The sequence below is a fragment of the Arthrobacter sp. B0316-5-4 genome, assembly GCF_059090325.1.
This window is the reverse complement of the sequence record NZ_JBNHFN010000004.1, coordinates 605,522-627,654: the sequence shown is the minus strand read 5'-3', so window position 1 is coordinate 627,654 and position 22,133 is coordinate 605,522. Positions and strand designations below refer to the sequence as shown.

The 22,133-nt window shown below is 63.4% G+C and carries 18 protein-coding genes; 11 read left to right on the top strand and 7 right to left on the bottom strand.

Going from position 1 to position 22,133, the window contains the following annotated elements; translation table 11 throughout:
- The first annotated feature begins 8 nt into the window (after window positions 1-8).
- The 5 genes from AC5RU9_RS14850 to AC5RU9_RS14830 are packed head-to-tail and all read left to right on the top strand — an operon-like array spanning window position 9 to window position 5,839.
- Window positions 9-1,520 carry a CoA-acylating methylmalonate-semialdehyde dehydrogenase gene (locus AC5RU9_RS14850; RefSeq protein ID WP_494017035.1) on the top strand — a complete coding sequence of 504 codons (1,512 nt, stop codon included), beginning with the start codon at window positions 9-11 and terminating at the stop codon, window positions 1,518-1,520.
- A gap of 33 nt (window positions 1,521-1,553) precedes the next feature.
- The gene (locus tag AC5RU9_RS14845) at window positions 1,554-2,471 is read left to right on the top strand and encodes a sugar phosphate isomerase/epimerase family protein (protein ID WP_494017034.1); all 918 of its coding nucleotides are present in this window, start codon (window positions 1,554-1,556) and stop codon (window positions 2,469-2,471) included.
- Window positions 2,472-2,530: 59 nt separating this feature from the next.
- Entirely contained in the window at window positions 2,531-3,544 is a 1,014-nt protein-coding gene (locus AC5RU9_RS14840) for a Gfo/Idh/MocA family protein (protein WP_211712904.1), read from the top strand.
- A 10-nt stretch (window positions 3,545-3,554) separates the two neighbouring features.
- Window positions 3,555-4,427, top strand: coding sequence for a sugar phosphate isomerase/epimerase family protein (locus AC5RU9_RS14835; protein ID WP_211712905.1), 873 nt, complete (start codon window positions 3,555-3,557; stop codon window positions 4,425-4,427).
- Window positions 4,424-5,839, top strand: coding sequence for a sugar porter family MFS transporter (locus AC5RU9_RS14830; protein WP_494017033.1), 1,416 nt, complete (start codon window positions 4,424-4,426; stop codon window positions 5,837-5,839). The genes AC5RU9_RS14835 and AC5RU9_RS14830 overlap by 4 nt, the downstream gene beginning before the upstream one ends.
- A 65-nt stretch (window positions 5,840-5,904) precedes the next feature.
- Here AC5RU9_RS14830 and iolB read toward each other — a convergent pair whose 3' ends face one another.
- On the bottom strand, window positions 5,905-6,798 hold the full coding sequence (gene iolB, locus AC5RU9_RS14825; RefSeq protein ID WP_494017032.1) for a 5-deoxy-glucuronate isomerase: 894 nt from the start codon (window positions 6,796-6,798) through the stop codon (window positions 5,905-5,907).
- A 15-nt stretch (window positions 6,799-6,813) separates the two neighbouring features.
- On the bottom strand, window positions 6,814-7,554 hold the full coding sequence (locus AC5RU9_RS14820; protein WP_211712908.1) for a GntR family transcriptional regulator: 741 nt from the start codon (window positions 7,552-7,554) through the stop codon (window positions 6,814-6,816).
- A gap of 307 nt (window positions 7,555-7,861) precedes the next feature.
- Here AC5RU9_RS14820 and AC5RU9_RS14815 point away from each other — a divergent pair, with 307 nt between their 5' ends.
- The 3 genes from AC5RU9_RS14815 to AC5RU9_RS14805 all read left to right on the top strand — a co-directional run bounded on the left by AC5RU9_RS14815 (window position 7,862) and on the right by AC5RU9_RS14805 (window position 10,920).
- Window positions 7,862-8,857, top strand: a complete 996-nt coding sequence (locus AC5RU9_RS14815) for a substrate-binding domain-containing protein (RefSeq protein ID WP_494017031.1) — start codon at window positions 7,862-7,864, stop codon at window positions 8,855-8,857.
- A gap of 65 nt (window positions 8,858-8,922) precedes the next feature.
- Window positions 8,923-9,981, top strand: a complete 1,059-nt coding sequence (locus AC5RU9_RS14810) for an ABC transporter permease (protein ID WP_211712910.1) — start codon at window positions 8,923-8,925, stop codon at window positions 9,979-9,981.
- A gap of 12 nt (window positions 9,982-9,993) precedes the next feature.
- Window positions 9,994-10,920 carry an ATP-binding cassette domain-containing protein gene (locus tag AC5RU9_RS14805; protein ID WP_494017030.1) on the top strand — a complete coding sequence of 309 codons (927 nt, stop codon included), beginning with the start codon at window positions 9,994-9,996 and terminating at the stop codon, window positions 10,918-10,920.
- A gap of 75 nt (window positions 10,921-10,995) precedes the next feature.
- Here AC5RU9_RS14805 and AC5RU9_RS14800 read toward each other — a convergent pair whose 3' ends face one another.
- Window positions 10,996-11,991: a LacI family DNA-binding transcriptional regulator gene (locus tag AC5RU9_RS14800; RefSeq protein WP_494017029.1), complete on the bottom strand. Its 996-nt coding sequence runs from the start codon at window positions 11,989-11,991 to the stop codon at window positions 10,996-10,998.
- Between the two features lie 157 nt (window positions 11,992-12,148).
- Between AC5RU9_RS14800 and AC5RU9_RS14795 the strand changes: the two genes are divergently transcribed.
- Window positions 12,149-13,336 (top strand): Gfo/Idh/MocA family protein, encoded by a 1,188-nt coding sequence (locus tag AC5RU9_RS14795; protein ID WP_494017028.1) that lies wholly within the window; start codon window positions 12,149-12,151, stop codon window positions 13,334-13,336.
- The gene (locus AC5RU9_RS14790) at window positions 13,333-14,352 is read left to right on the top strand and encodes a sugar phosphate isomerase/epimerase family protein (protein ID WP_494017027.1); all 1,020 of its coding nucleotides are present in this window, start codon (window positions 13,333-13,335) and stop codon (window positions 14,350-14,352) included. The genes AC5RU9_RS14795 and AC5RU9_RS14790 overlap by 4 nt, the downstream gene beginning before the upstream one ends.
- 176 nt (window positions 14,353-14,528) lie before the next feature.
- Here the strand turns inward: AC5RU9_RS14790 and AC5RU9_RS14785 are convergent, their stop codons facing one another.
- On the bottom strand, window positions 14,529-15,551 hold the full coding sequence (locus AC5RU9_RS14785) for a Gfo/Idh/MocA family protein (RefSeq protein WP_494017141.1): 1,023 nt from the start codon (window positions 15,549-15,551) through the stop codon (window positions 14,529-14,531).
- Between the two features lie 216 nt (window positions 15,552-15,767).
- Window positions 15,768-18,707: a chitobiase/beta-hexosaminidase C-terminal domain-containing protein gene (locus AC5RU9_RS14780; protein ID WP_494017026.1), complete on the bottom strand. Its 2,940-nt coding sequence runs from the start codon at window positions 18,705-18,707 to the stop codon at window positions 15,768-15,770.
- Window positions 18,708-18,923: 216 nt separating this feature from the next.
- On the opposite strand from AC5RU9_RS14780, the gene AC5RU9_RS14775 reads away from it, so the two are divergent.
- Complete coding sequence (locus AC5RU9_RS14775; RefSeq protein ID WP_494017025.1) at window positions 18,924-20,063, top strand: LOG family protein; 1,140 nt, start codon at window positions 18,924-18,926, stop codon at window positions 20,061-20,063.
- A 62-nt stretch (window positions 20,064-20,125) separates the two neighbouring features.
- Here the strand turns inward: AC5RU9_RS14775 and AC5RU9_RS14770 are convergent, their stop codons facing one another.
- Together AC5RU9_RS14770 and AC5RU9_RS14765 are read right to left on the bottom strand one after the other, a co-directional pair.
- Entirely contained in the window at window positions 20,126-21,061 is a 936-nt protein-coding gene (locus AC5RU9_RS14770; RefSeq protein ID WP_494017024.1) for a matrixin family metalloprotease, read from the bottom strand.
- 119 nt (window positions 21,062-21,180) lie between these two features.
- Window positions 21,181-22,074 (bottom strand): matrixin family metalloprotease, encoded by an 894-nt coding sequence (locus AC5RU9_RS14765; RefSeq protein WP_494017023.1) that lies wholly within the window; start codon window positions 22,072-22,074, stop codon window positions 21,181-21,183.
- Window positions 22,075-22,133 lie beyond the last annotated feature (59 nt).

Sequence of the window (22,133 nt, the reverse complement as noted above, 5' to 3'; positions counted from 1 at the left end):
GTCCGCACATGTCGACGACGACCACACTGACCACCATCCACCACTTCATCAACGGCGCTGAAACCACAGGCGAGGGCGACCGTACCCAGCCGGTGTACAACCCGGCCACCGGCCAGGTCACCGCTGAACTGCGCCTGGCCAACGAGGCGGACCTGAACACCACGGTCAAAGCGGCCCGCAAGGCAGCCGATACCTGGGGTGACATTTCCCTGGCCAAGCGCACCGCCGTCTTGTTCAAGTTCCGCGAGCTGGTCGCAGCACACGTGGATGACCTCGCCGAGCTGATCACCGCCGAGCACGGCAAGGTCCTCTCGGACGCCAAGGGTGAGATCGGACGCGGCCTGGAAGTCATCGAGTTCGCCTGTGGCATCCCGCAGCTGCTCAAGGGCGATTACTCGGACCAGGTCTCCACCGGGATCGACGTCTTCTCTTTCCGCGAACCCCTGGGCGTCGTTGCCGGCATCACGCCGTTCAACTTCCCTGTCATGGTTCCGTTGTGGATGGCACCGATGGCCATCGCCACCGGTAACGCGTTTATCCTCAAGCCCTCCGAGCGTGACCCCTCCGCTTCGATGCTCCTGGCCAAGCTCTGGAAGCAGGCCGGCCTGCCCGATGGCGTGTTCCAGGTCCTGCACGGTGGCAAGGAGACCGTCGACGGCCTGTTGACGCACCCGGACGTGGATGGCATCAGCTTCGTTGGTTCCACCCCGATCGCCCAGTACGTTCACGAAACCGCCACCAAGCACGGCAAGCGCGTCCAGGCATTGGGTGGGGCAAAGAACCACGCAATCGTGCTTCCGGACGCTGACCTGGACAACGCCGCCGACCACCTCGCCGCCGCCGCCTTCGGTTCTGCCGGGGAACGCTGCATGGCCATCTCGGTGGCCGTCGCCGTGGGGGACGCCGCGGACCTGATCGTGAAAAAGGTCGAAGAACGTGCCCTGGCCGTGAAGGTCAACAACGGTACCGAGCCCGACGCCGAAATGGGCCCGGTCATCACCCCGGCCTCCAAGGAACGCATCGTCAAGATCGTCACCGAAGCCGAGCAGGCCGGTGCAGCGATGGTGGTGGACGGCCGCGACCTCGTGGTCCCCGGCCACGAAGACGGCTTCTGGGTAGGTCCCACCGTGATCGACCACGTCAAAACCGAGATGACCGCCTACACCGAGGAAATCTTCGGACCCGTCCTGGTGGTAGTACGCGTCGATACCCTCGAGGACGGCATCAACCTGATCAACTCCAACCCGTACGGTAACGGCACCGCGATCTTCACCTCCAACGGCGCAGCAGCGCGGAAGTTCCAGCGCTCCGTCACCGTGGGCATGGTTGGCATCAACGTCCCCCTGCCCGTGCCGGTGGCCTACCACTCCTTCGGCGGCTGGAAGAACTCCCTCTTCGGCGACAAGCACATCTACGGACCCGAAGGCGTTTCCTTCTACACCCGCGGCAAGGTCATCACCTCCCGCTGGCCCGAGCCCACCCACGCCTCCGGCGCTTCCTACAACTTCCCCTCCAACTAAGTCCCCACCGCCGCAAAGGAAGACAACGCTGTCATGACTGATGTCGAGAACAAACTGATCATCGGCACCGCCCCGGACTCCTGGGGTGTCTGGTTCCCGGATGATCCCCAGCAGACCCCGTGGGAGCGATTCCTGGATGAGGTCGCGGAGTCCGGCTACAAGTGGATCGAACTTGGCCCTTACGGGTACTTGCCCAACGATCCCACCCGCCTGGCGGAGGAACTGAAGCAGCGGGACCTCCAGGTGACTGCAGGGACGGTCTTCACCGCTTTCCACCGCGGTGCCAAGCAGTACGACGAAGCGTGGGAGCCGGCCCGCAAGGTCGCGGAACTGACTGCAGCCATGGGCGGCGAACACATCGTGGTCATCCCCGCCATGTGGCGCGACGACGTCACCGGCGAAGCTGTGGAGAACGGCGAACTCACGGACGAGCAGTGGGCGGACCTCTTCGCCGGCCACAACCGCATGGGCAAGGTCCTCCTGGAGGACTTCGGCCTGCACCAGCAGTTCCACTCCCACGCGGATTCACATGTGGGTGCGCAGAAGGACATCGAAACCCTGCTGGCAGCTACGGATCCGCGGTACTTGAACCTCTGCCTTGACACAGGACACGCGGAGTACTGCGGAGCTTCGAGCCTGGAACTGATCAAGAACTACCCGGACCGCATCGGCTACCTGCACCTCAAGCAGATCAACCCCGAGGTCCTGGCCGAAGTCAACGAGAAGAACATGACCTGGGCGGCAGCCAACCTGGCCGGCGTCATGACCGAACCGCCGAACGGCCTCCCGGACCTTCGCGCAGTCATCGAAGCAGTCGAAGCGCTCAACAGGCCCATCTTCGGCATCGTGGAGCAGGACATGTACCCGGTAGCGTTCGATGTGCCCATGCCCATCGCCAAGCGCACCCGCAACTACCTGCTTTCCTGCGGTTCCCGTACCCGCGTTGAGTAACGCAGTCCAGTAACGCCTGCCAGCAGCACCCCAGAAGAACTTCACGAAGGACAGATACAGTGACAAAGACTCTCCGCGTTGCCGTCATCGGCGCAGGCCGCATGGGTGCGGACCACATCAAGCGCCTCAGCACCCGCATCCACGGCGCTGAAGTGGCCGCCGTCGTCGACGTTGACCTCGCCAGGGCCCAGGCCGCCATCGAGGGTATCGACGGCGCCGTGGCACTGGCCAGCGCAGACGAGGCGCTCAACAATGGCGACGTGAATGCCGTGTTGATCGCCACTCCGGGCTTCCTCCACGAGGAAATCCTGTACAAGGCACTGGAGAAGGATTTCCCGATCCTGTGCGAGAAGCCGCTGACCCCCGACGCCGAAAGCGCCTGGAAAGTTGTCCAGGCTGAGCAGGCTCTGGGCCACAAGCGCATCCAGGTGGGCTTCATGCGCCGCTTCGACGCCGAGTACTCGGCACTGGGCGCCATCATCCGCAACAGCGAGCTGGGGGAGTTGTTGATGCTGCACCACCAGCACCGCAACCCCAGCACGCCTGAAGGCTTCACCAACGAGATGCTGATCAACGACTCCGTCGTGCATGAGTTCGACGCCATCCGCTACTTCACGGGTGAGGAAATCACCTCCGTCCAGGTCCGCTTGGGCAAACCGACCCGCAGCGCACCCAATGGCCAGCATGACCCGCAGCACGTGCTGCTCGAAACCGAATCCGGTGTGCTGGCCGACGTCGAAATCTACGTCAACGCCAAGTTCGGCTACCAGGTGGCCACGCAGGCGTCCTTCGAGGATGGCATCGTCAGCATTGGCGGGGACAACGGCCCCTACGTCCAGGCAGCCGGCAAGTGGGGCGGAAACGTCACCCCCGGTTTCGAGGAACGTTTCGGAGCCGCGTACGACGTCGAGGTGCAGGCTTGGGCGGACGCCGCCCTCCGCGGCGAAATCGGCGGACCTACCGCTTGGGACGGCTATGCCACGGCAGCATGCTGCGAGGCCGGTGTCGAAGCGCAGAAGTCGGGCGAAAAGGTCAAGGTCCAGTTGAACACCAAGCCGGACCTGTACAAGTAGGGGACTGAGTATGAAAATCGCCCTTGACCCCACACCGTTCCACCACAGCCACGGCCTGCTCGAATTCCCCCGGGTAGCGGCAGACCTTGGTTACAAATACCTGCAGATGACCCCGCATGCGGACCTCATCCCGTTCTACAACCACCCCAAGGCCGACGACGAGCTGGTAGGCAAGCTGAAAGCTGCGTGCAAGGATGCCGGCGTCGAGATCGCCTCTGTCCTGCCCGTCCTCCGCTGGTCCGGGCCGGATGAGGACGCACGCGAGGCAGCCGTCCGCTACTGGAAGCGGGCTATCCAGATCGCAGTGGACCTCGGCGTCCAGACCATGAACACGGAGTTCAGCGGCCGCCCGGAGAAGGCAGAAGAGTCCGAGCGCGCGTTCTACCGTTCCATGGAGGAACTGCTGCCGATCATCGAGCGCGAGGGCATGGACGTCCTGATCGATCCGCACCCGGACGACTTCGTGGAAGACGGACTGGCTGCTTTACGGGTTATCCGTGGGGTCAACTCGCCGAACATCGGCATGGTCTACGTTGCCTCCCACAGCTTCCACATGGGCAACAAGCCCCTGGAGATCATGCGGGCTGCCGGCGACAAGCTGCGGCTTGTGCACGTATCCGACACCATGGACCACCATGCATCCCATGGCTTGCGGTACATCACCAATCCGCCGGGTAACGCCGTCCGCGTCCACCAGCACCTGAAGATCGGCGACGGCGACGTGAACTGGGACGAGTTCTTTGGCGGGCTGAAGGAGATCGGCTTCCTGGACAAGGCGAACACCGTCATGGTTTCTTCCGTGTTCGCGGAGGACGAGAATGCCGAGGACGTCTCCAGGTACCAGCTCAAGACAATGGTCGACTACGTCGCCCGGACAAAATGACGGTTGGTTCGCTCCCCGTAACCGCAGGGAAAACCGGCAAGCCGGCCAACCCCAGGAAATTCCTTCGCAAGGTGGCGCTGTTCTCCACGTTCGGCGGCCTGCTGTTCGGTTATGACACCGGCGTGATCAACGGTGCCTTGCCGTTCATGCAGAAAGACCTGGGCCTGACTCCGTTGACCGAGGGCCTCGTCACGTCGATGTTGCTCTTCGGCGCGGCGTTCGGTGCCATCAGCGCCGGACGTTTGTCCGACCGCTTCGGCCGCCGCAGGACCATCATGGGCCTGGCCGTCATCTTCGCCGTGGCCACAGTCGCCTGCTCCCTTGCACCAACCACGGAGTTGCTGGTGCTGGCCCGCACTGTCCTGGGTCTCGCCGTCGGCGGTGCCTCGGTGATCGTCCCGGTGTACCTGGCTGAAATGTCGCCTGCCGCGCAGCGCGGCAGGATCGTCACCCAAAACGAACTCATGATTGTGACAGGCCAGTTCCTGGCTTTCACGTTCAACGCGGTGCTCGGGAACCTGTTCCCTGAATCCATGCACGTGTGGCGTTGGATGCTGGTCATTGCCACACTTCCCGCCGTCATTCTGTGGATCGGCATGCTCATACTGCCTGAGAGTCCCCGCTGGTTGGCGTCGTCGGGCCGGTTCGGCGAGGTGATGGACGTACTGCGGCAGACCCGCGCCGCCGGTGACGTTTCGGCGGAGTTCGACGACGTTCGCCGCGCCGCGCGCGAGGATTACCAGTCCAGGATGGGCACCTTCAAGGATCTCACCGTGCCGTGGATACGGAAGATCTTCGTGGTGGGACTGGGCCTTGCCATCATCAACCAGATCAGCGGCGTCAACGCCATCATGTACTACGGCACGTCCATCCTGTCGTCCTCCGGTTTCGGCGACCAGGGCGCGCTCCTGGCAAACGTGGTCAACGGTGTGACTTCCGTGGTGGCTGTGATCGTGGGTATGTCGTTGATGACCAGGCTTCCCCGGAAGGCGATGCTCATTGCCGGGCTGTCCGGTACCGCGGTGTCGCTCACAGCCATTTCGATCATCTCCGTCGCGGTTCCGGAGGGAACCCTGCGTGGCTACCTTGTGCTGCTGTTCATGGTGACCTTCCTGGCCTCCATGCAGTCGTGCATTGGTACGGTCACCTGGTTGACCCTGGCAGAGATCTTCCCGCTGCACGTGCGCGGGGTGGGAATGGGTATCTGCGTCTTCGTGCTCTGGATGTTCAACTTCCTGGTGGGCTTCTTCTTCCCGCAAATGGTCGCCTGGATGGGCGTCTCGGCAACGTTCCTGGTGTTCGTTGCGCTCCAACTGGTGGCCATCGGCTGGGTGAAACGCTCCATGCCCGAAACCAAGGGGAAGAGCCTTGAGGAACTGGAAGAGTTCTTCAAAGCCGGTGCACGACCGTAGCGCAAGGCTTCACAAGCACATAGCGAAGGCCGCCTGGAACATCCAGGCGGCCTTCGCTGTGTGGGTTACGCTCCGAACGGGAGCCGCGGATCGGTGTCCTGGCCTTCCCACGTTTGGCGGATCCAGCCGTGGTGTGGGTCGTCGCTGATGAGCCAGTCACGCACGCGGCCGGGGCCGGCCATGACGTTAAGGTAATACAGGTCGTAGCCGGGGGCAGCCATGGCCGGTCCGTGCCAACCGTAGGGGACCAGCACGACGTCGCCGGTACGCACCTCGGCTGAAACGTCGATGGGACGCTCGTCGGAGGCGTAGACGCGGGCGTACCCGATCGGATCCGTGTCCTCCGGCGCAGGGGAGCCCTGGGCGACGCGGGTCTCGAAGTAGTAGATCTCCTCGAGGCTGGTCTCGCCGTCCTTCTCCTCATCGTGTTTGTGGGGAGGGTAGGAGGACCAGTTACCGGCAGGGGTGATCACCTCGCACACGATGAACCGGTCGGCTTCCAGCGCAGCCGGCGTGCCGAAGTTGTGGACCTGGCGGGAGCAGTTGCCTGCTCCGCGGAGCTCTACCGGGGTTTCATCGGCCGTGATCAGGCGGGTGGGATACCCAGCCTTGGCGGGTGCCGTCGCAATGGCCACCCGGCCGCCGTCGTTCGAGCTGATGGTGACGGCCTTCTCGATCCCCGTGTACAGGACGTCGCTTGGCCCGTGGAAAACTGACTGCCGCCCCGCGAGGGTGTACCCGCCGTCGTCGACCGTTACGGTGAAGGATCCGCTCAGCGGTACCACAATGCGCTCCTCCGGAGCTGCGGGAAGCTCGACGGCGGCACCTGCGGCGAGCGTCGCGACCTTCAGTCCCGTGTGGGCCCAGCCGTCTACGGCCAGGGTGGAGTCGGAGGTTCCCAGGGAGATGTCCCATTTACCGTCAGTGGCTGTTCCCAGCGGGTAGACCCAGTTGGTCATGTGTGTGTCCTTGCGTTAGCGCTGTACGAGTGTCATTTCAAAGCTGTAGGAGTCCGCGCGGTAGACGTGGTGGCCGGTTTCCACCATGCGTCCGGTGTCATCCACCGCGGTGCGTTCCATGGTGACCAATGCCGATCCCACCTCGGCTTCGAGGAGCGGGGCCTGGTAGTCGTTGGCGATCATGGCGCCGATCCGTTGCGAGGCCAGCCGGAAGTTGACCCCGCCGCGGCGCAGGATCGCGTAGAGGCCCTCGTTGGCAAGCTGTGCTTCGTCCATGCTGGTGATGTCGTCGCGGACCCAGTTCTCCATGAGTGCCAGGGGCTTGCCACCGACTTTGCGCAGGCGGGTGAAGTGGTAGACCTTGGACCCGGCCGGTAGTTGCAGGGCGGTCAGCGTTGCCGCGTCGGCTTCGATGTGGGAGAAGCTGAGGACGTCCGTGGTGGGCTTTTTCCCGTTGTTGCTGAGGTCGTCATAGAGGCTGGAGAGTTCCAGGGGCCGGCGGACCTGGCTTGAAACCACCTGCGTTCCTACACCACGCTTCCGGACCAGGAGCCCGGCCCGGACCAGTTCATCCATGGCTTTGCGCATGGTGGGGCGGGACAGGTTCAGCTGTGCCGCGAGGTCGATTTCGTTGTCCAGGCGGCTGCCGGGTTCCAGGATGCCGCTGTGGATGGCGGCCTCGATTCCTTGGACCACCTGATGGTAAAGCGGCACGGGGGACGAACGATCGATGCTGAGACTGAGTTGGTTCGCCACTGGATTCTCCTAGACGCCTGCTGAAGGCCGGCCGGGGGAGCAGGTCTGCGGCTCCTCTGCCGGATGGTAGCGTATGTCCGCTCATGTTCTCTTGATAGGACATACTGCCTTTTTCTGATGATAGCAGCCGCGGTTGGGCCGTCAAGGAAGGGGTGGGTTCGGCCTTCACGATAGCGATATTACGTTAAAACATCCTAATGTCAGGACAAACTATTGACAAAGTGTGAGGTCAGTCACCATGATCTGAGTAGCAGGTGTTCCGGATACGAGTCCCGGAAACCTGAAGCTGACATCAAAGGAGATAACGGTGGCAAAATTCTCATGGCGCAAAGCGGCGGTCGTCGCAGCAGTGGTTCCCCTGGTGGCACTGAGCGCCTGTTCAAGCCAAGGCGGCAAGCCGGCCGAAAACGGCGGCGCCGCAGCCGCTGGCCAGGTGGCATCCACTGACCGGATCAAGGTAGCGCTGATTACGCACGCCGCTGCCGGCGACACGTTCTGGGACATCGTCCGAAAGGGTGCCGAGGAAGCATCGGCGAAAGACAACGTTGAACTCCTCTACACCAGCGACCCTGAGGCCGGTCGCCAGGCGCAGCTGGTACAGCAGGCCATTGACCAGAAGGTGGATGGCATCGCCGTCACCCTGGCAACCCCGGACGCACTGAAGGATGTCCTCAAGAAGGCCACCGACGCGGGCATCCCGGTGGTCAGCCTCAACGCCGGCGAATCAGTCTCCAAGCAGTTGGGTGCCTTCACCCACTTCGGTTCCAACGAGCAACTTGCCGGCGAAGCAGTCGGCACCAGGCTCGCCTCCGAGGGGTACAAGCACCCCGTCTGCGTGATCCAGCAGCAGGGCCACGTCGGCCTTGAAGCCCGTTGCGCCGGTGTGAAGGCCAAGGTGCCCGCAACCGAAATCCTGTACGTGGACGGCAAGGACATGACTGCAGTCCAGTCCACCGCAACGGCAAAGCTCCAGGCCGCCAAGGACGCCGACGTCATCATCGGCCTCGGCGCTCCGATCACCCTGACCCTGCTGAAGTCCGTCACTGACGCCGGCAGCTCGTCGAAGGTTGCGAGCTTTGACCTCAACGCCGACCTTGCCCAGAAGATCGTGGACGGCGCCGTGATCTTCACGGTCGACCAGCAGCCGTGGCTCCAGGGCTACATGTCCGTTGACTCCCTGTGGCAGGCCAAGCGCGGTGGCTTCAAGATCGGTGGCGGCCAGCCCGTACTGACCGGCCCAACCATCGTGGACAAGACCAACGCATCCGATGTCCTCAAGTTCGCCCAGCAGGGCGTCCGCTAGATCCAGGAACCAGGCTGCGCGGCAGCTCCCTGCCGCGCAGCCTGACCAACAAGGAGTCCTCCCCTATGGCAAACACAGCAACCCTGCCGCCGGCGCCGGCTACGGCCCCCGGCGATGAACGGATCGGGCGGCGCAGCCCCCTCCAGAAGTTCCTCGCAAGGCCCGAAGTTGGAGCATTGGTGGGCGCGGTGGTCCTCTTCATCTTCTTCGCGTCCGTTTCGCAGACGTTCACCCAACCCAACGCACTTGCTACCGTGCTCTACGGCTCATCGACCATCGGAATCATGGCGGTAGGTGTGTCCCTGCTGATGATCGGTGGGGAGTTCGACCTCTCCACCGGTGTTGCCGTGATCTCCTCCGCACTCACCGCGTCGCTGTTCAGCTGGAACTTCTCCCTGAACGCCTGGGTCGGCGTGGGGCTGGCCCTGGTGGTCTCCCTGGGCATCGGTTTCATCAACGGCTGGATCCTCGTCAAAACCAAACTGCCCAGCTTCATCGTCACCCTGGCCACGTTCCTGATGCTCACCGGCCTCAACCTGGCACTCACCCGCCTCATCGGCGGCAGCGTATCCTCGCCGTCGATCTCCAAGCTGGACGGCTTTGAATCAGCACGTGCGGTCTTCGCGTCCTCCGTCAGCATCGGCGGGGTGGAGGTCAAGATCACGGTCTTCTTCTGGATCGTCCTGGTGGCCGTGGCCTCGTGGATCCTGCTGCGCACCCGGATCGGGAACTGGATCTTCGCAGTAGGCGGCGACGCGAACGCCGCCCGCGCCGTGGGTGTTCCGGTAACAAAGACCAAGATCGGCCTCTTCATGGCCGTGGGCTTCTGCGGCTGGATTCTGGGTATGCACAACCTGTTCGCCTTCGACGCCGTGCAGTCCGGCGAAGGCGTGGGCAACGAATTCCTCTACATCATCGCCGCCGTCATCGGTGGCTGCCTCCTGACCGGCGGCTACGGCTCCGCAGTGGGTGGTGCTATCGGCGCCTTCATCTTTGGCATGGCCAACAAGGGCATCGTGTACGCACAATGGAATCCGGACTGGTTCAAGTTCTTCCTGGGCTTGATGCTGCTGCTGGCCACCATCGTCAACCTCATCGTCAAGCGCCGGGCAGAGCTCAAGTAAGGGGCCGGAACAATGAACGCACAACAGATCGATCAGCAAACCCTGCTGAAAGGCGAGAAGGATCCCTTGACACACACACCGGTCCACCTGCTGTCCCTCGATGGAGTGGGCAAGCACTACGGCAACATCATCGCGCTGCGGGATGTCACCATGGCCGTGGACAACGGCCGAGTCACCTGTGTCCTGGGCGACAACGGTGCAGGCAAGTCGACCCTGATCAAGATCATCGCCGGCCTGCATCAGCATGACGAAGGCACCCTGCATGTGATGGGCGATGCCAGGAAGTTCAACTCCCCAAGGGACGCGCTCGACGCCGGTATTGCCACGGTGTACCAGGACCTGGCTGTTGTTCCGCTGATGCCCATCTGGCGCAACTTCTTCCTCGGCTCTGAACTGACCAAGGGATTTGGACCGTTCAAGAGCATGGATGTCCAGAAAATGAAGGAGATCACGCTCAAGGAACTGGCCCAAATGGGCATCGACCTCCGCGATGTGGAGCAGCCCATCGGTCAACTGTCCGGCGGTGAGCGCCAGTGCGTGGCGATCGCCCGGGCCGTGTACTTCGGTGCGAAGGTGCTGATCCTGGACGAGCCTACTGCGGCACTTGGCGTGAAGCAGTCCGGCGTGGTGCTCCGCTACATCCTGCAGGCCCGCGACCGCGGCCTCGGGGTCATCTTCATCACGCACAACCCGCACCACGCTTTCCCTGTGGGGGACCGGTTCCTGCTGCTCAAGCGCGGCAAGTCAATCGGCTACTACGACAAGAAGGACATCACCCTGGATGAGCTGACGGCCCAGATGGCCGGAGGTGCAGAACTGGCGGAGCTCGCCCACGAGCTTGAGCAGCTCGGTGGCCACTCGGATGCCCTTGAGGAAGTCAAAGCCGAAGTGGCCGGTGTGGAGGAGTCGGTTCCGGAAAACGCCACCAAGCGGCACTGACGAAATAGCTGCTGGAAGTCCTGCCTGGAGCGCATGCTGGCTCCGGGCAGGGCCGTTTCCGGGCAAGGACCGATCCTAGCGAAGCGGCGCCGTGGTGCCGCGCAGGGCCAGGGTTGGCTCAATGAGCTTGCGCTCCGGTTCCAGAGCCGGATCCGCTATGCGGGCCAGGAGCCTGTGGGCGGAGTCCGTCCCAACGATGTCGCTGCGGTTGTCGATGGAGGTCAGGTCCAGGAAGCGCGACTTGGCCAAGGGGGAGTTGTCGTAGCCGATCACCGACACGTCGGCAGGCACTGACAGGCCGCGTGCTTTGATGGCTGCGAAAGCGCCGAGGGCCATGGAGTCGTTCGCGGCGAAGATCGCAGTGGTGTCCGGATGGCGCTCCAGGAGCCGCCTTGCTGTCTCGTAGCCGTCTTCCTCCGACGTTCCGGTGGACTCGCTGATGACGGGCTCGACGCCGGCAGCTTCCACGGCGCGACGGTAACCGGCGCGCCGGTGTGCGGAGGCGCCGTCGGCCCCTGAGACGTGGCCGATGCGGACATGGCCCAAACCCAGCAGGTGGTTGGCCGCCATGCTTCCGCCGCCGTCGTCATCGTTGGTGATGAGGTCCGCGCCCAAGGGCACGCCTTTGCGCCAGCCGGCCACCACGGTGGGCACCCAGGTCTTGGCGAGCATGGCCTCGCTCGGTTCGGCGGCTATCACCAGCGCATCGACGTGCATGGCGAGCAGGCCGTCGGTGGCTTCCTTGATCCGGTTTTCGCCTGGCCGAGAGTCCGCAAGCATCACCTGGTACCCGAGGTTTGAAAGGACGGATTCCATTCCGCGGAGCAGGTCAACGAACCAGGGGTTCCGGTAATCATCGATGACCAGGCCGATGCTTTTCGTGCTGCTGCTCGCCAGGGTGGTGGCGGCACGGCTCGGCCGGTAGCCCAGTTCCGTAATGGCGTCCCGCACGGCGTTACGGCGCTTTTCGCTGATTCTTTCGGGGTCTTTGAGGAACAGTGACACCAACGACGGCGAAACGCCGGCTTGGGTGGCGACGTCGTAGAGCGTGGGGCGTCGGTTGTTGTTCAACGGAGTGGGCTGCCTTTCGTGTCCTCTCCCGAGGATAGTCGCAAAAGGATTGACAGGACATATAGACATGGTTACGCTCAAAGCCAGCGTAAAAATTGTAGCGCTACAAAATGCCGGACGATCCCCATACGACGGCAGAATTTCGAAGGAGAAATCAATGGCTGAAAGCCTCGGCGTAGCCGTCATCGGAGCAGGCATGGCAGGCAAAGCCCACGCCGCCGCTTACCGCACGGCATCTGCCCTCTATAGCCCCGTGCTTCCCCAGATCCGCCTCGTCTCCATTGGCGACGTCAATGCTGAGTTCGGCTCCCTGGCTGCACGCCGATTCGGCTACGAACGCAACGACACTTCCTGGCAGGCTATTGCCGAAGCCGATGACATCGACGTCGTCAGCGTGGTGATCGCCAACTCGCTGCACCGGGAGGTGGTCGAAGGCCTGCTCGCCGCCGGGAAGCACGTCCTCTGCGAAAAGCCGCTCAGTGACAGCCTCGACGACGCCCGTGCCATGGCGGAAGCCGCACGCACCGCCGAGGCCCGCGGTAACCTGGCACGCATCGGATTCACCTTCCGCCGAACCCCAGGCATCGCCTATATCCGGGACCTGATCCGGAATGGCGTGCTGGGAAACGTCCTGCACTTCAGCGGCCGATACTGGACCGACTACGGATTCAGCCCCCAGGCTCCCATGAGCTGGCGCTACAAAGGCGGCCCGGGCTCAGGTGCGCTGGCCGACGTCGGAAGCCACTTGACCTATATCTCCGAATTCCTGTGCGGGAACATCACCTCCATCAGCGGTGGCAGGCTGTCCACCGCGATCGACAAGCGCCCGCTCCCGCTCAGCGCAGTCATGGGTCACGACCATGCGGCCGTGAGCGACACCTTCGAAGCCGTGGAGAACGACGATTACGCGGCCTTCAACGCAGAGTTCACCAGCGGTGCCGGCAGCTTCGAAGTCTCCCGGGTTGCCGCCGGCCACGCCAACAGCCTCCAATTCGAGGTCTTCTGCGAGAACGGCGGAGCCAAGTTCGACCAGCGCCGCCCCAACGAAATCCAACTCTTCCTCAATGACGGGTCCGGCCTGCAGGGCGGCTACCGCCAAGTCATCCTGGGGCCAGGGCACCCCTACATTGCCGGCGGCCTGGCCATGGACGCCCCGGAAGTCGGCTTCGGCCAGAACGATGCCTTCGGCTACCAGGCACGGGCCTTCCTCGAAGAGGTCGCGGGCTTGGCTGAAGCGGACTCCCTGCCCCGCTGCGCAACGTTCGACGAAGGTGTCCGAAACATGGAACTCCTCGGCGCGGTCACTGAGTCCGCCCTGAACAACGGAAAGAAAATCACGCTATGAAACTCGGGGTCTACAACGCGATCCTCCACGACCGTCCGCTTCCTGAAGCGCTCAAAGTCATCGCCGACCTTGGCCTGACTGGCATCGAGATCAACACCGGCGGATTCCTTCCCGCCGTGCATGTCCCCACGTTCGACCAGATCCTGGAAAGTGACGCCGCCCGCGACGACTACCTCGGGATCTTCGAGGGCACAGGCGTGTCCATCGCGGGCCTGAATTGCAACGGCAACCCCCTGCATCCCAAGCGGGAAATCGGTGAAAAGCACGCCGAGGACATCCGTCGGTCCATCCGGCTGGCGCACCGCCTCGGCCAGGACCGCGTGGTGACCATGTCCGGCCTGCCCGGTGGCGAACCTGGTGCCACCACGGTCAACTGGGTGGTCAACGCCTGGAACTCCGCGGCGCTGGATGTGCTGGATTACCAGTGGGGAGTGGCCGCGGCCTTCTGGAAAGAGACCGATCGGCTCGCCGCAGACCATGGCGTGAAGGTGGCGTTGGAGCTGCACCCGCAGAACATTGTTTTCAATACCGCTGACGTCTACAAGCTCGTCGAGGTCACCGGTGCCACCCACGTTGGCGTCGAACTGGACGCATCCCACTTGTTCTGGCAGCAGATGGATCCCGTGGCGGTGGTCCGGGAACTTGGGCCACTGGTCTTCCAGGCGGCAGCCAAGGACGTCCGGGTGAACAAGGACAACGCTGCGCTCTACGGTGTGCTGGACAACAGCTTCCGGCGGCTCTCGGAAGCGGAAAACCGGACCAACCTCGGTGGCGACGAATGGGCCAACGAATGGCCCAAGAACTCTGCCTGGGATTTCGTGGCCCTGGGCCGTGGTCATGACACCGCGTTCTGGACCGAGTTCCTCCGGGCCCTGCACGACGTCGATCCGAACATGCTGGTCAATGTCGAGCACGAGGACGTTTCGCTGGGGCGGATCGAGGGGCTCGAGGTTGCGGCGCAGGTCCTTCGCGACGCCGACGCAGCCCTGGCAGCATCGTTGAACGTCCCCGCCTAAGCGTGCCGTGCTGCGTCCGGGGCGGCGGCTACGGCCCCCGCCCCGGACGCTCGCTCACTTTCGGAGTCTTAGAGTTTTAGGGCTCGACGGCGGACGCAACCGAAGTGCCGACGTCGGGCTTTCCTGACGAAAGTGAGAGAGCGACGGCCGCAAGCCATCGGGATGTGCCGGAGGGTTTAGGCCGGGACCCTGACGGCGACGCCGGTCTCCAGGGACAGTTGTGCTGCGTCGGCCACCTTTGACGCCGCCACGGCGTCTTCGGGAGTGCAAGGATTCTTACGCTTGCCCAGCACAACCTCTACGAAGGCCGCCATCTCGGCTCGGTATGCCTGGTCAAACCGCTCGGCGAAGGTGGTGTGCGCTGTGCCGGACGGGAACGTAACTGCGGGCTCGGCCGACCTCAGTGCCATCTGCTGGTCCATTCCCACCAGCACTGATTGCTCGGAACCTTGAAGTTCCAAGCGGACGTCATGCCCGGCTCCGTTGTAGCGGCTCGCCGATACCGTACCCACCGTGCCGTCGTCGAACGTCACCAGAGCCAGGGCGGTGTCGACGTCGCCCACCTCACCGATGGCCGGATCACCGTTGTTGGAGCCCTTGGCGTAGACTTCCACGATTTCCCTGCCGGTGAGCCATCGGAGGATGTCGAAGTCGTGGACTGAACAGTCGCGGAACAAACCGCCCGACGTTGCAAGGAACTCAACCGGCGGCGGGGTCATGTCGCAGGTGACAGCCCGAAGTGAGTGGATCCAACCAAGCTCCCCGGCCTCGTAGGCCCGTTTGGCCTCCAAGTACCCTGCATCGAATCGGCGCTGGTGCCCGATTTGGACGGTGCCCGATTTCTCGCTGATGTAATCGAGGACGGGTTGGGACTCCGCCACATTTACTGCCACGGGCTTTTCGCAGAAGACCGGGATGCCTGCGTCCACACCTGCGCGGATGAGTCCGGGGTGGGTCGCTGTGCCTGTCGCAATGACCAAGCCGTCCACGCCGGAATTGATGAGCTCCTCCACGGATCCCAGGAATTCGGCGCCCACGCTGTCTGCCACTGTGCGGGCGTGGTCTTCTGCCACATCCGTCAGTTTCAGGCTTACGTGAATGCCGTCAGGGTTGAGGGTCTCGTTGAGGGCGCTGATGTTCTTGGCATGCATCACGCCGATCCGGCCTACGCCTACGAGGCCGAGGGTCACGTTCTTCATCATTTCTGTCTCCGTCAGTGCAGCAGAAGGTCATCTCCAAGGAGAGATTCCTGAAGTGAGACTAGAGGTTGTCAGATTGTCCTGTCAAACATCGGGTGGGATGTGAGAGAGGGTGCGGTTGAAAGGGGTGGGATGTGAGAGAGCGTGTGGACGTGGCTGACGCGGGCCGAAGAGTCTGGGGGAAAACTCCGACCCGCGCCAGGTCCATGGGGCCGGTCAGGCGATGATCTTCATGGCCTGCCAACCGGTACCGAGGCTGGTGGGCGGAACGTTGATGAACGCTCCGTTGCCCGAGCCCGGATATAGCCACAAGGTGTCTCCGATGCGGCCGAGGACGTCATTCTTGGCGTCACCGTCCAAGTCCCGGGGCCCTGCAATTGCAGTCCTGGTGGCCCAGCCCGTCCCAATCTGTGTCCACTGCAGCCAGCCCCCGGCACCATTGCCCGGATATAGCCATAATGCGCCTGTGTCCGTGCGCCGCGCCAGTACATCTGCCTTGCCGTCGCCGTTGAAATCACCCGTGCTGAAGATGGCGTTCATGACGTCCCACCCCCAACCCACGGTGTAAGGGGTACGCTGCCCTCCGGCTCCGTTTCCCTCATACAAACGGAGCTCACCGTTGCTGCGTCGCCCGATGAAATCGGGGATCCCGTCACCGCTGAAATCGCCCGGGGAGAACAGTTGTGTCATTGTGCTCCAGCCGCTGCTGACCTGCTGCTTCGTGCCGAAACTGCCGGCGCCGTCACCAGGGTAGAACCACAGGATATCGCCGGCCCGGGCCAACAAATCGGGCTTGCCGTCCCTGTTGAAGTCGCCAGGAGTAATCGTGTCCGTGATGGATGACCAAGCTGGTGCAGCCAGGGCCACTTGCCGGGGGAGAAGTCTGCCCATGCCGTCACCCGGGTACAAATACAAGTTGCCTGCGGTGTCGGCCGCCAGGACGTCGGCTTTGCCGTCACCGTTGAAATCATGGGCCGACGGCGGACCGGCTGCGGGAACGCTGTAGGTCTGGGTACCTACGGCGGAGGTGTTGCCGGCGGTGTCCACTCCGATGTACTTGAGCACCAGGGTGGAGTTGCCCATCACGATCGGCGAGGCGTATTTGATGTTCGTGGCACTTTCCGTGGCAGTCGGCGTGCTGCCGTCCGTGGTGTAGTAAATGCTGGTTCCTGCCTCGTTGGCCGAAAGTGCGATGGTTGCACCGCTGGGCAGGGCACGGCCGGTGGGATTCGCCGTCACGGTGGGAGCCGTGGTGTCAGGTGGCACGGTGTATGTCTGCGAGGCGACGTCGGAGGCGTTGCCGGCAGGGTCGGTGGCGAAGTACTTGAGGACCATTGGACCCGGACCGTCAAAGGTGATGGCCGAGGTGTACACGATCCCCGCGCTGAGCGGGTCCGTGCCGTCCTTGGTGTACTTGATCACCGAATTCGGTTCATTGGACGTCAAAGTGATCGACGTGCCGGCAGCGTACGCTCCTCCTGCCGGGTTGGCGGTCACCACGGGTTTGGTGGTGTCCGGTCCCGTGGAGTAGGTCTGGGTGGCCACTGCGGATGCGTTGTTTGCGGTGTCCACTGCGAAGTACTTCAGGGTCAGCGGACCGCTCAGGGTCAGCGGACCGGCGTACTTGCTGCTGGCGGACGTGGGGGTGCTGCCATTGGTGGTGTAGTAGATTGTGGCGGTCTCGTTGGACGTGAGGGTGACGGTCTGCCCAACGGGGTAGGTTCCGCCTGGAGGGGTCGGCGTTACTACGGGTGCCACGTTGTCCGTTCCGAGGTAGGCCTCAAACTCGGCCAGCCCGGCGTTGGTGGTTGTGGGGCTGACTGAGGTGATGTTGAGCCTGACGGAACTCACTGTTTTGGCGGGAAAGTTGATGGTTAGGCCGGATCCATTGTTGGGAAGGGCCGGAACGGTCACGGTGCTGCCATCGGAGAACTGCAGATTGCCGCCCGTTACCTGATCGGTGAGCAGAGGGCGATCAGCCAGGGTGACCGCGTTAATGGTGCGCGTGGGCGAGAAATCGTACTGGATCCAGCTCCCTGCCTTTTCACCGGCCGTGACCCACTCGCGCGCAGCGTCCATGGGAGCGCCCCAGAAATAGCCGTCTCGGACTTTTTCCGGACTTTGGGCGGCGGCCTTCTGCGACGACGCCGTAACCGTGGTGCCCGCTGACTTGGCGGCGTTGCCTGTCCACTCGATGGCCGTGATGTACTGCCGCTTGAGCCATTCGTCGTACGGGGAGTCAGGGCATCCTTCGCCTGGGCTGCTGCAGATGTACATGTCGAAGTCCGCGAACCGTACGAAGGTATCTACTTTCGCTGTGAGCTCGGCGCCCGTCACGTTTTGGGCGTACTCGTCAATGACGTACGCGTCATATGCCAAGGCTGTGTGAGGTCCCGTGTAGCTGCGGCTGGCGAGCTGAGCGAACTTGGCGGTCGCCCAGTGGTCGCTATGGTCGTACGGGTTGTTGAAGTTGCCCGTCCAATCCTGCGTGCGGAATGTCGTGGGTTGGAAATTGGCCACCAGCCGGTTCAGTGCGGTTTGGAACTGTGTCTTGGTGAAAGTAGCCGCGTTATCCACCGGACGGATGGAAGACAACCGCCCGTCCCAGAGTTTGAGAATGCTTTGGGAATTGTAGGCCGCGCTGCCTAGCCCGTTGGGGAAACCGTCGGGAAGGCGCATAAACACCACGGAGACGTTAGGCGCCCCATTGAGCGTCTGCATGGTTAGCGGGCGGTTCGGTACACCTGCGTCTGACGTTGTCCAAGAGTCTGCGACGCCTGCCATTTTCGCATAGCTGGCCCTTATTCCCGCCTCAAGGCTCCTCCAATAGGAAGCGCCCTCGCCGGCTTCCCCGGCGGTGGTGTACACGGTTTGGACGCACCGCTTGGCCTGGATATCACGCATGAAGTCCGGGCTGATGAAGATCAGGTCGTCGTCGGTGTGGGCCACGATCTGCATGGCGCCACCAGTGCCAGCGCAGGGCGGCACGGCTGCAATTGCTGGGATCGCCGAGCTGGTGATAAGTCCGCTGGCAACCAAAGCTGCGCCAAGGATGATGCTAAGGGCGCGTCTGGGGATGGATCGGATGCTGAAGAGCAGAGATTGGGTTTCTTGATGAGGAAGACGACGAACGTATTTTGAACGGACCACAACCATGCTCCTTGAGCAGATGTTGGGCCCCCCAGCCGGCAAACTTACGACGCCCGGGGACGTCGTTTTCGATGTAGGAGTGATGCCCTGCACTGATCCCAGTTGGGTGGAAGCGATGCAGTGAGCGCTACTGTACTCCTCGGACCAGATCGTGGGTAGGGGCCGGTACTTCATGAGGCGACGGAGCGCGTACTAACGGTTTCCCGCCACTAGTCTGAAACCATGAATCGCACCGGAGCTTTGAACCCGAGTCCGCGGACCCTCGACGTCGAAAGCGTGGTCCACTTCGACCGTCTGGTGGCCGCCGGCGCTGGGTCGATGCACGGGTGGCACGCTCAGTCCCTGGACCTGCGCGGACATTCACGCGAGCTTATGGCCCTTGATCCCCAAGGCGCGATCTTCCTTGGCTGTAGTTTCGACGACGGCGTGGAAGAGAGCCTCCGACGCCGCGGGGCGCTCATCTTCCCCAAAATGCAAGGCATCCCGTTCGACCCCTACCGGGGCAGCCTCTACTCTGCCAACGAGCTTTACCAGGACATTTCCTCCACAGAGTACGAGGCCACCCTTGACGCCCGGGTGTACCAATGGAGCATCCTGCCCGGGCAACGGAAGAGCCTCGACGCCACCCTCGCTGCGGCCCTGCACGACCACGCGATCGGAGACGCCCTGGACGAACTGCTGGACCAGGGCGCCCTGTCAGGCACCAAACTGGTGGGAGTCATGGGTGGGCACGCTGCCCAACGCGGGACCCGCGAATTCGCCGACGCCGCGCGGCTGGGTCGGCTCCTGGCCCAAGCCGGCTTCGCCGTCGCCACCGGCGGTGGGCCGGGTGCCATGGAAGCGGCCAACATGGGCGCCTACTTGAGCGGACTGCCCGACGCCGACACCACAGCCGCGCTTGATGACCTCGCCCTGGTACCGGGGTTCAGGCCCTCGGTGACAGCTTGGGCGTGCCAGGCAGCGGCCGTCGTCCAGCAGCATCCGCAGGGCACTCCGACGCTTGGCATCCCCACATGGTTCTACGGGCACGAACCTCCCAACCTGTTCGCCACCCATATCGCCAAATACTTCGCCAACGCCGTCCGCGAAGCCATCCTGCTGGAGCTGTGCAACGGTGGGATCGTGTTCCTGCCGGGGGCGGCCGGGACCGTGCAGGAGATCTTCCAGGACGCCTGCGAAAACTACTACGGTGCGCCCGAAACCATCACGCCCATGGTGCTGGTGGGTCGCGAACACTGGGAAAGGACCTTCCCGGCCTGGCCCATGCTCCAAAGCCTGGCGGCGGGAAAGCCGATGGAAGGCCGGATCTTCCTGGTGGACAGCGTGGAGGAAGCGCTCGCGGTCGTGACCGAAGGGCTGTGACCGAACGGGTCTGACCGAACGGGTCTGACCGAACGGGTCTGACCGAACACTGAGGAGGCTGCTCAGAAGTCCTTGCTGCAGGGACCGGAGCCAAGTTGCGCGAGCCCCGTGAGGTCGCCCGCAGCGTAGTCCCGAACCCAGGATGCTTCGTCGAACATGAGTTGCCGCGGGTCACTGACGTGATCCAGGCCCACAAGGTGCCCCAGTTCGTGCATGATGACGGCCACGCCGATCTCCTGGCCGTTGGGGGTATCGACGATCCCGGCGAACTGGGGTGCATCCAAAGACACCGTGCCGGTCACGTAGGCCTTGTAGCCGTTGCTGAGGCCGATGGAGGAGCTTCCGCCCAGGCCAACTGTCTGTCCTGTCAGGCGCGGGACCTGCTCCGGCGTACTCCACGCGATGAGTACTGGCGCCCAGCGGTCGCCGTACCTGGCGGGCTGGTAGCCGGACCTGTTGGTGGACGGGACCTCGGAACTGGGGCCGTCATAGATGAATTTCAGTCCTGTAGCGAGGCTCGCCCGCCGAACGGCTTCATCCACCAGTGCCTGCCAGGACGCCGGTGCCACATCGGAGTTCACCACGTAGTGGATGGGCCGGCAGGGCGAATACGCCAACGGGGTCCCGTCTTCCTTGACGGCCAGGAACTTGTACGAGGTGCTGGTTTTGCTCAACGGGGCAGGTTTGCCAAGGGGGGCGTCGGCTTCCTCGAGCCCAGGCAGCGGATCCTGGCGCTGCCCGAAGGGAACCATCCCGGGCCGTGGTTGTTGTCCTTGCGCAACGGAGGAACCACCCACGAGTTGTTGCAGTTCGCCGCTGAAGTAGGCGCCCGCGCAGACGAGGCCGAGGATGCCGAAGAAGAACATGATGGCAGCGATGCTGCTGTGCTTGATGGGTGGCCGGACGGGTGGATCATCGGGCGGACGCGCAACCACTGGGAGGAAATTCGGCCGGAGAGGATCATGGTCTGGCCATTTGGACGACCCGAAAGGTTCCATGGAACCCCCTGACGTGGCGGCTGCGACGGGTGGTGGGGGCGCCGCCGTCGGCCGTAACCGTCAGCATAAGTCCGGCGACGCCGCGAGTCCATGGCGCGACCGCTGGAAAGCGGTGCTTGTCAGATGTCCTTGCGGCAGGGTGCTGAAGCCAGCAGGTGCAAGCCGTTCAGGTCGCCTGCGGCAAGTCCGTCCGGTGCCCCGATTTCCGGGTACATGAGCTGGATGGGGTCGTCCACGTGGTCCAACCCCATCACGTGTCCCAGCTCGTGTTGCATGACCGCCAGGACATAGTCCGCGCCGCCACTGGCCATCAGCTCTGTCACCTGCGGGGTGTCCAGCTCGAGGCTGCCGGTGATGTAGCTTTTGGGGCCGTTATTGAGGGAGTACATGGTGCTGCCGCCAGTGCCGATCACTTTGTCGGCCAGGGCCGGTGCAACCTCCGGCGTCGTCCAGGAAATCAGGAGCGGAGCCCACCGGTCGCCGTATTTGGCGGGTTGGTAGGGCTCTCGGCGCTCAACAGGCAGTTCGTCGGTGGTGCCGTCGTTGACGAACTGGATGCCCGACGCTGCGGAAATGTTCGCAATCGCGGTTGTCAGCAGCGCGTCGGATCCTTCCGGTGCGGTGGCGTTGTTGACGACGTAATGCAGTGGGCGGCAAGGCGAGTACCCAACGGGAGTGCCGTCGTCGTTGGTGGCCAGGAACTTGTACGAATCGTTGGTGGTTCCCGGTGCCGGGGGCGAGGCCAGCGGTGCGTCTGCTTCCTCAAGTCCCGGCGGCGGCGCGTCGACAGGGTGGGCGGCCTTCCCTTGCCCCTGGCTCCCTTGCTGCGGTGTGCCAGGCACGCCCGCCCCAGGAAAGAGTGCTGTTATGCGGGGGTCGCCGTGCAGGAAACCGCTGACCAGGACGGCAATGACCGCCGCGACGGCGGCCAGGAGGACACCGCGGAGAACACGCAGGGCCGTTCCTGTGCGCCGGTGCCTGGGCGCACGTACTTCTTCCCGCTCCGGGTCCACGGTTCTCCATTCCTCACGCCCTGGTCACGCGGGGCAGCGCGGAGGACGAACCAACAGTA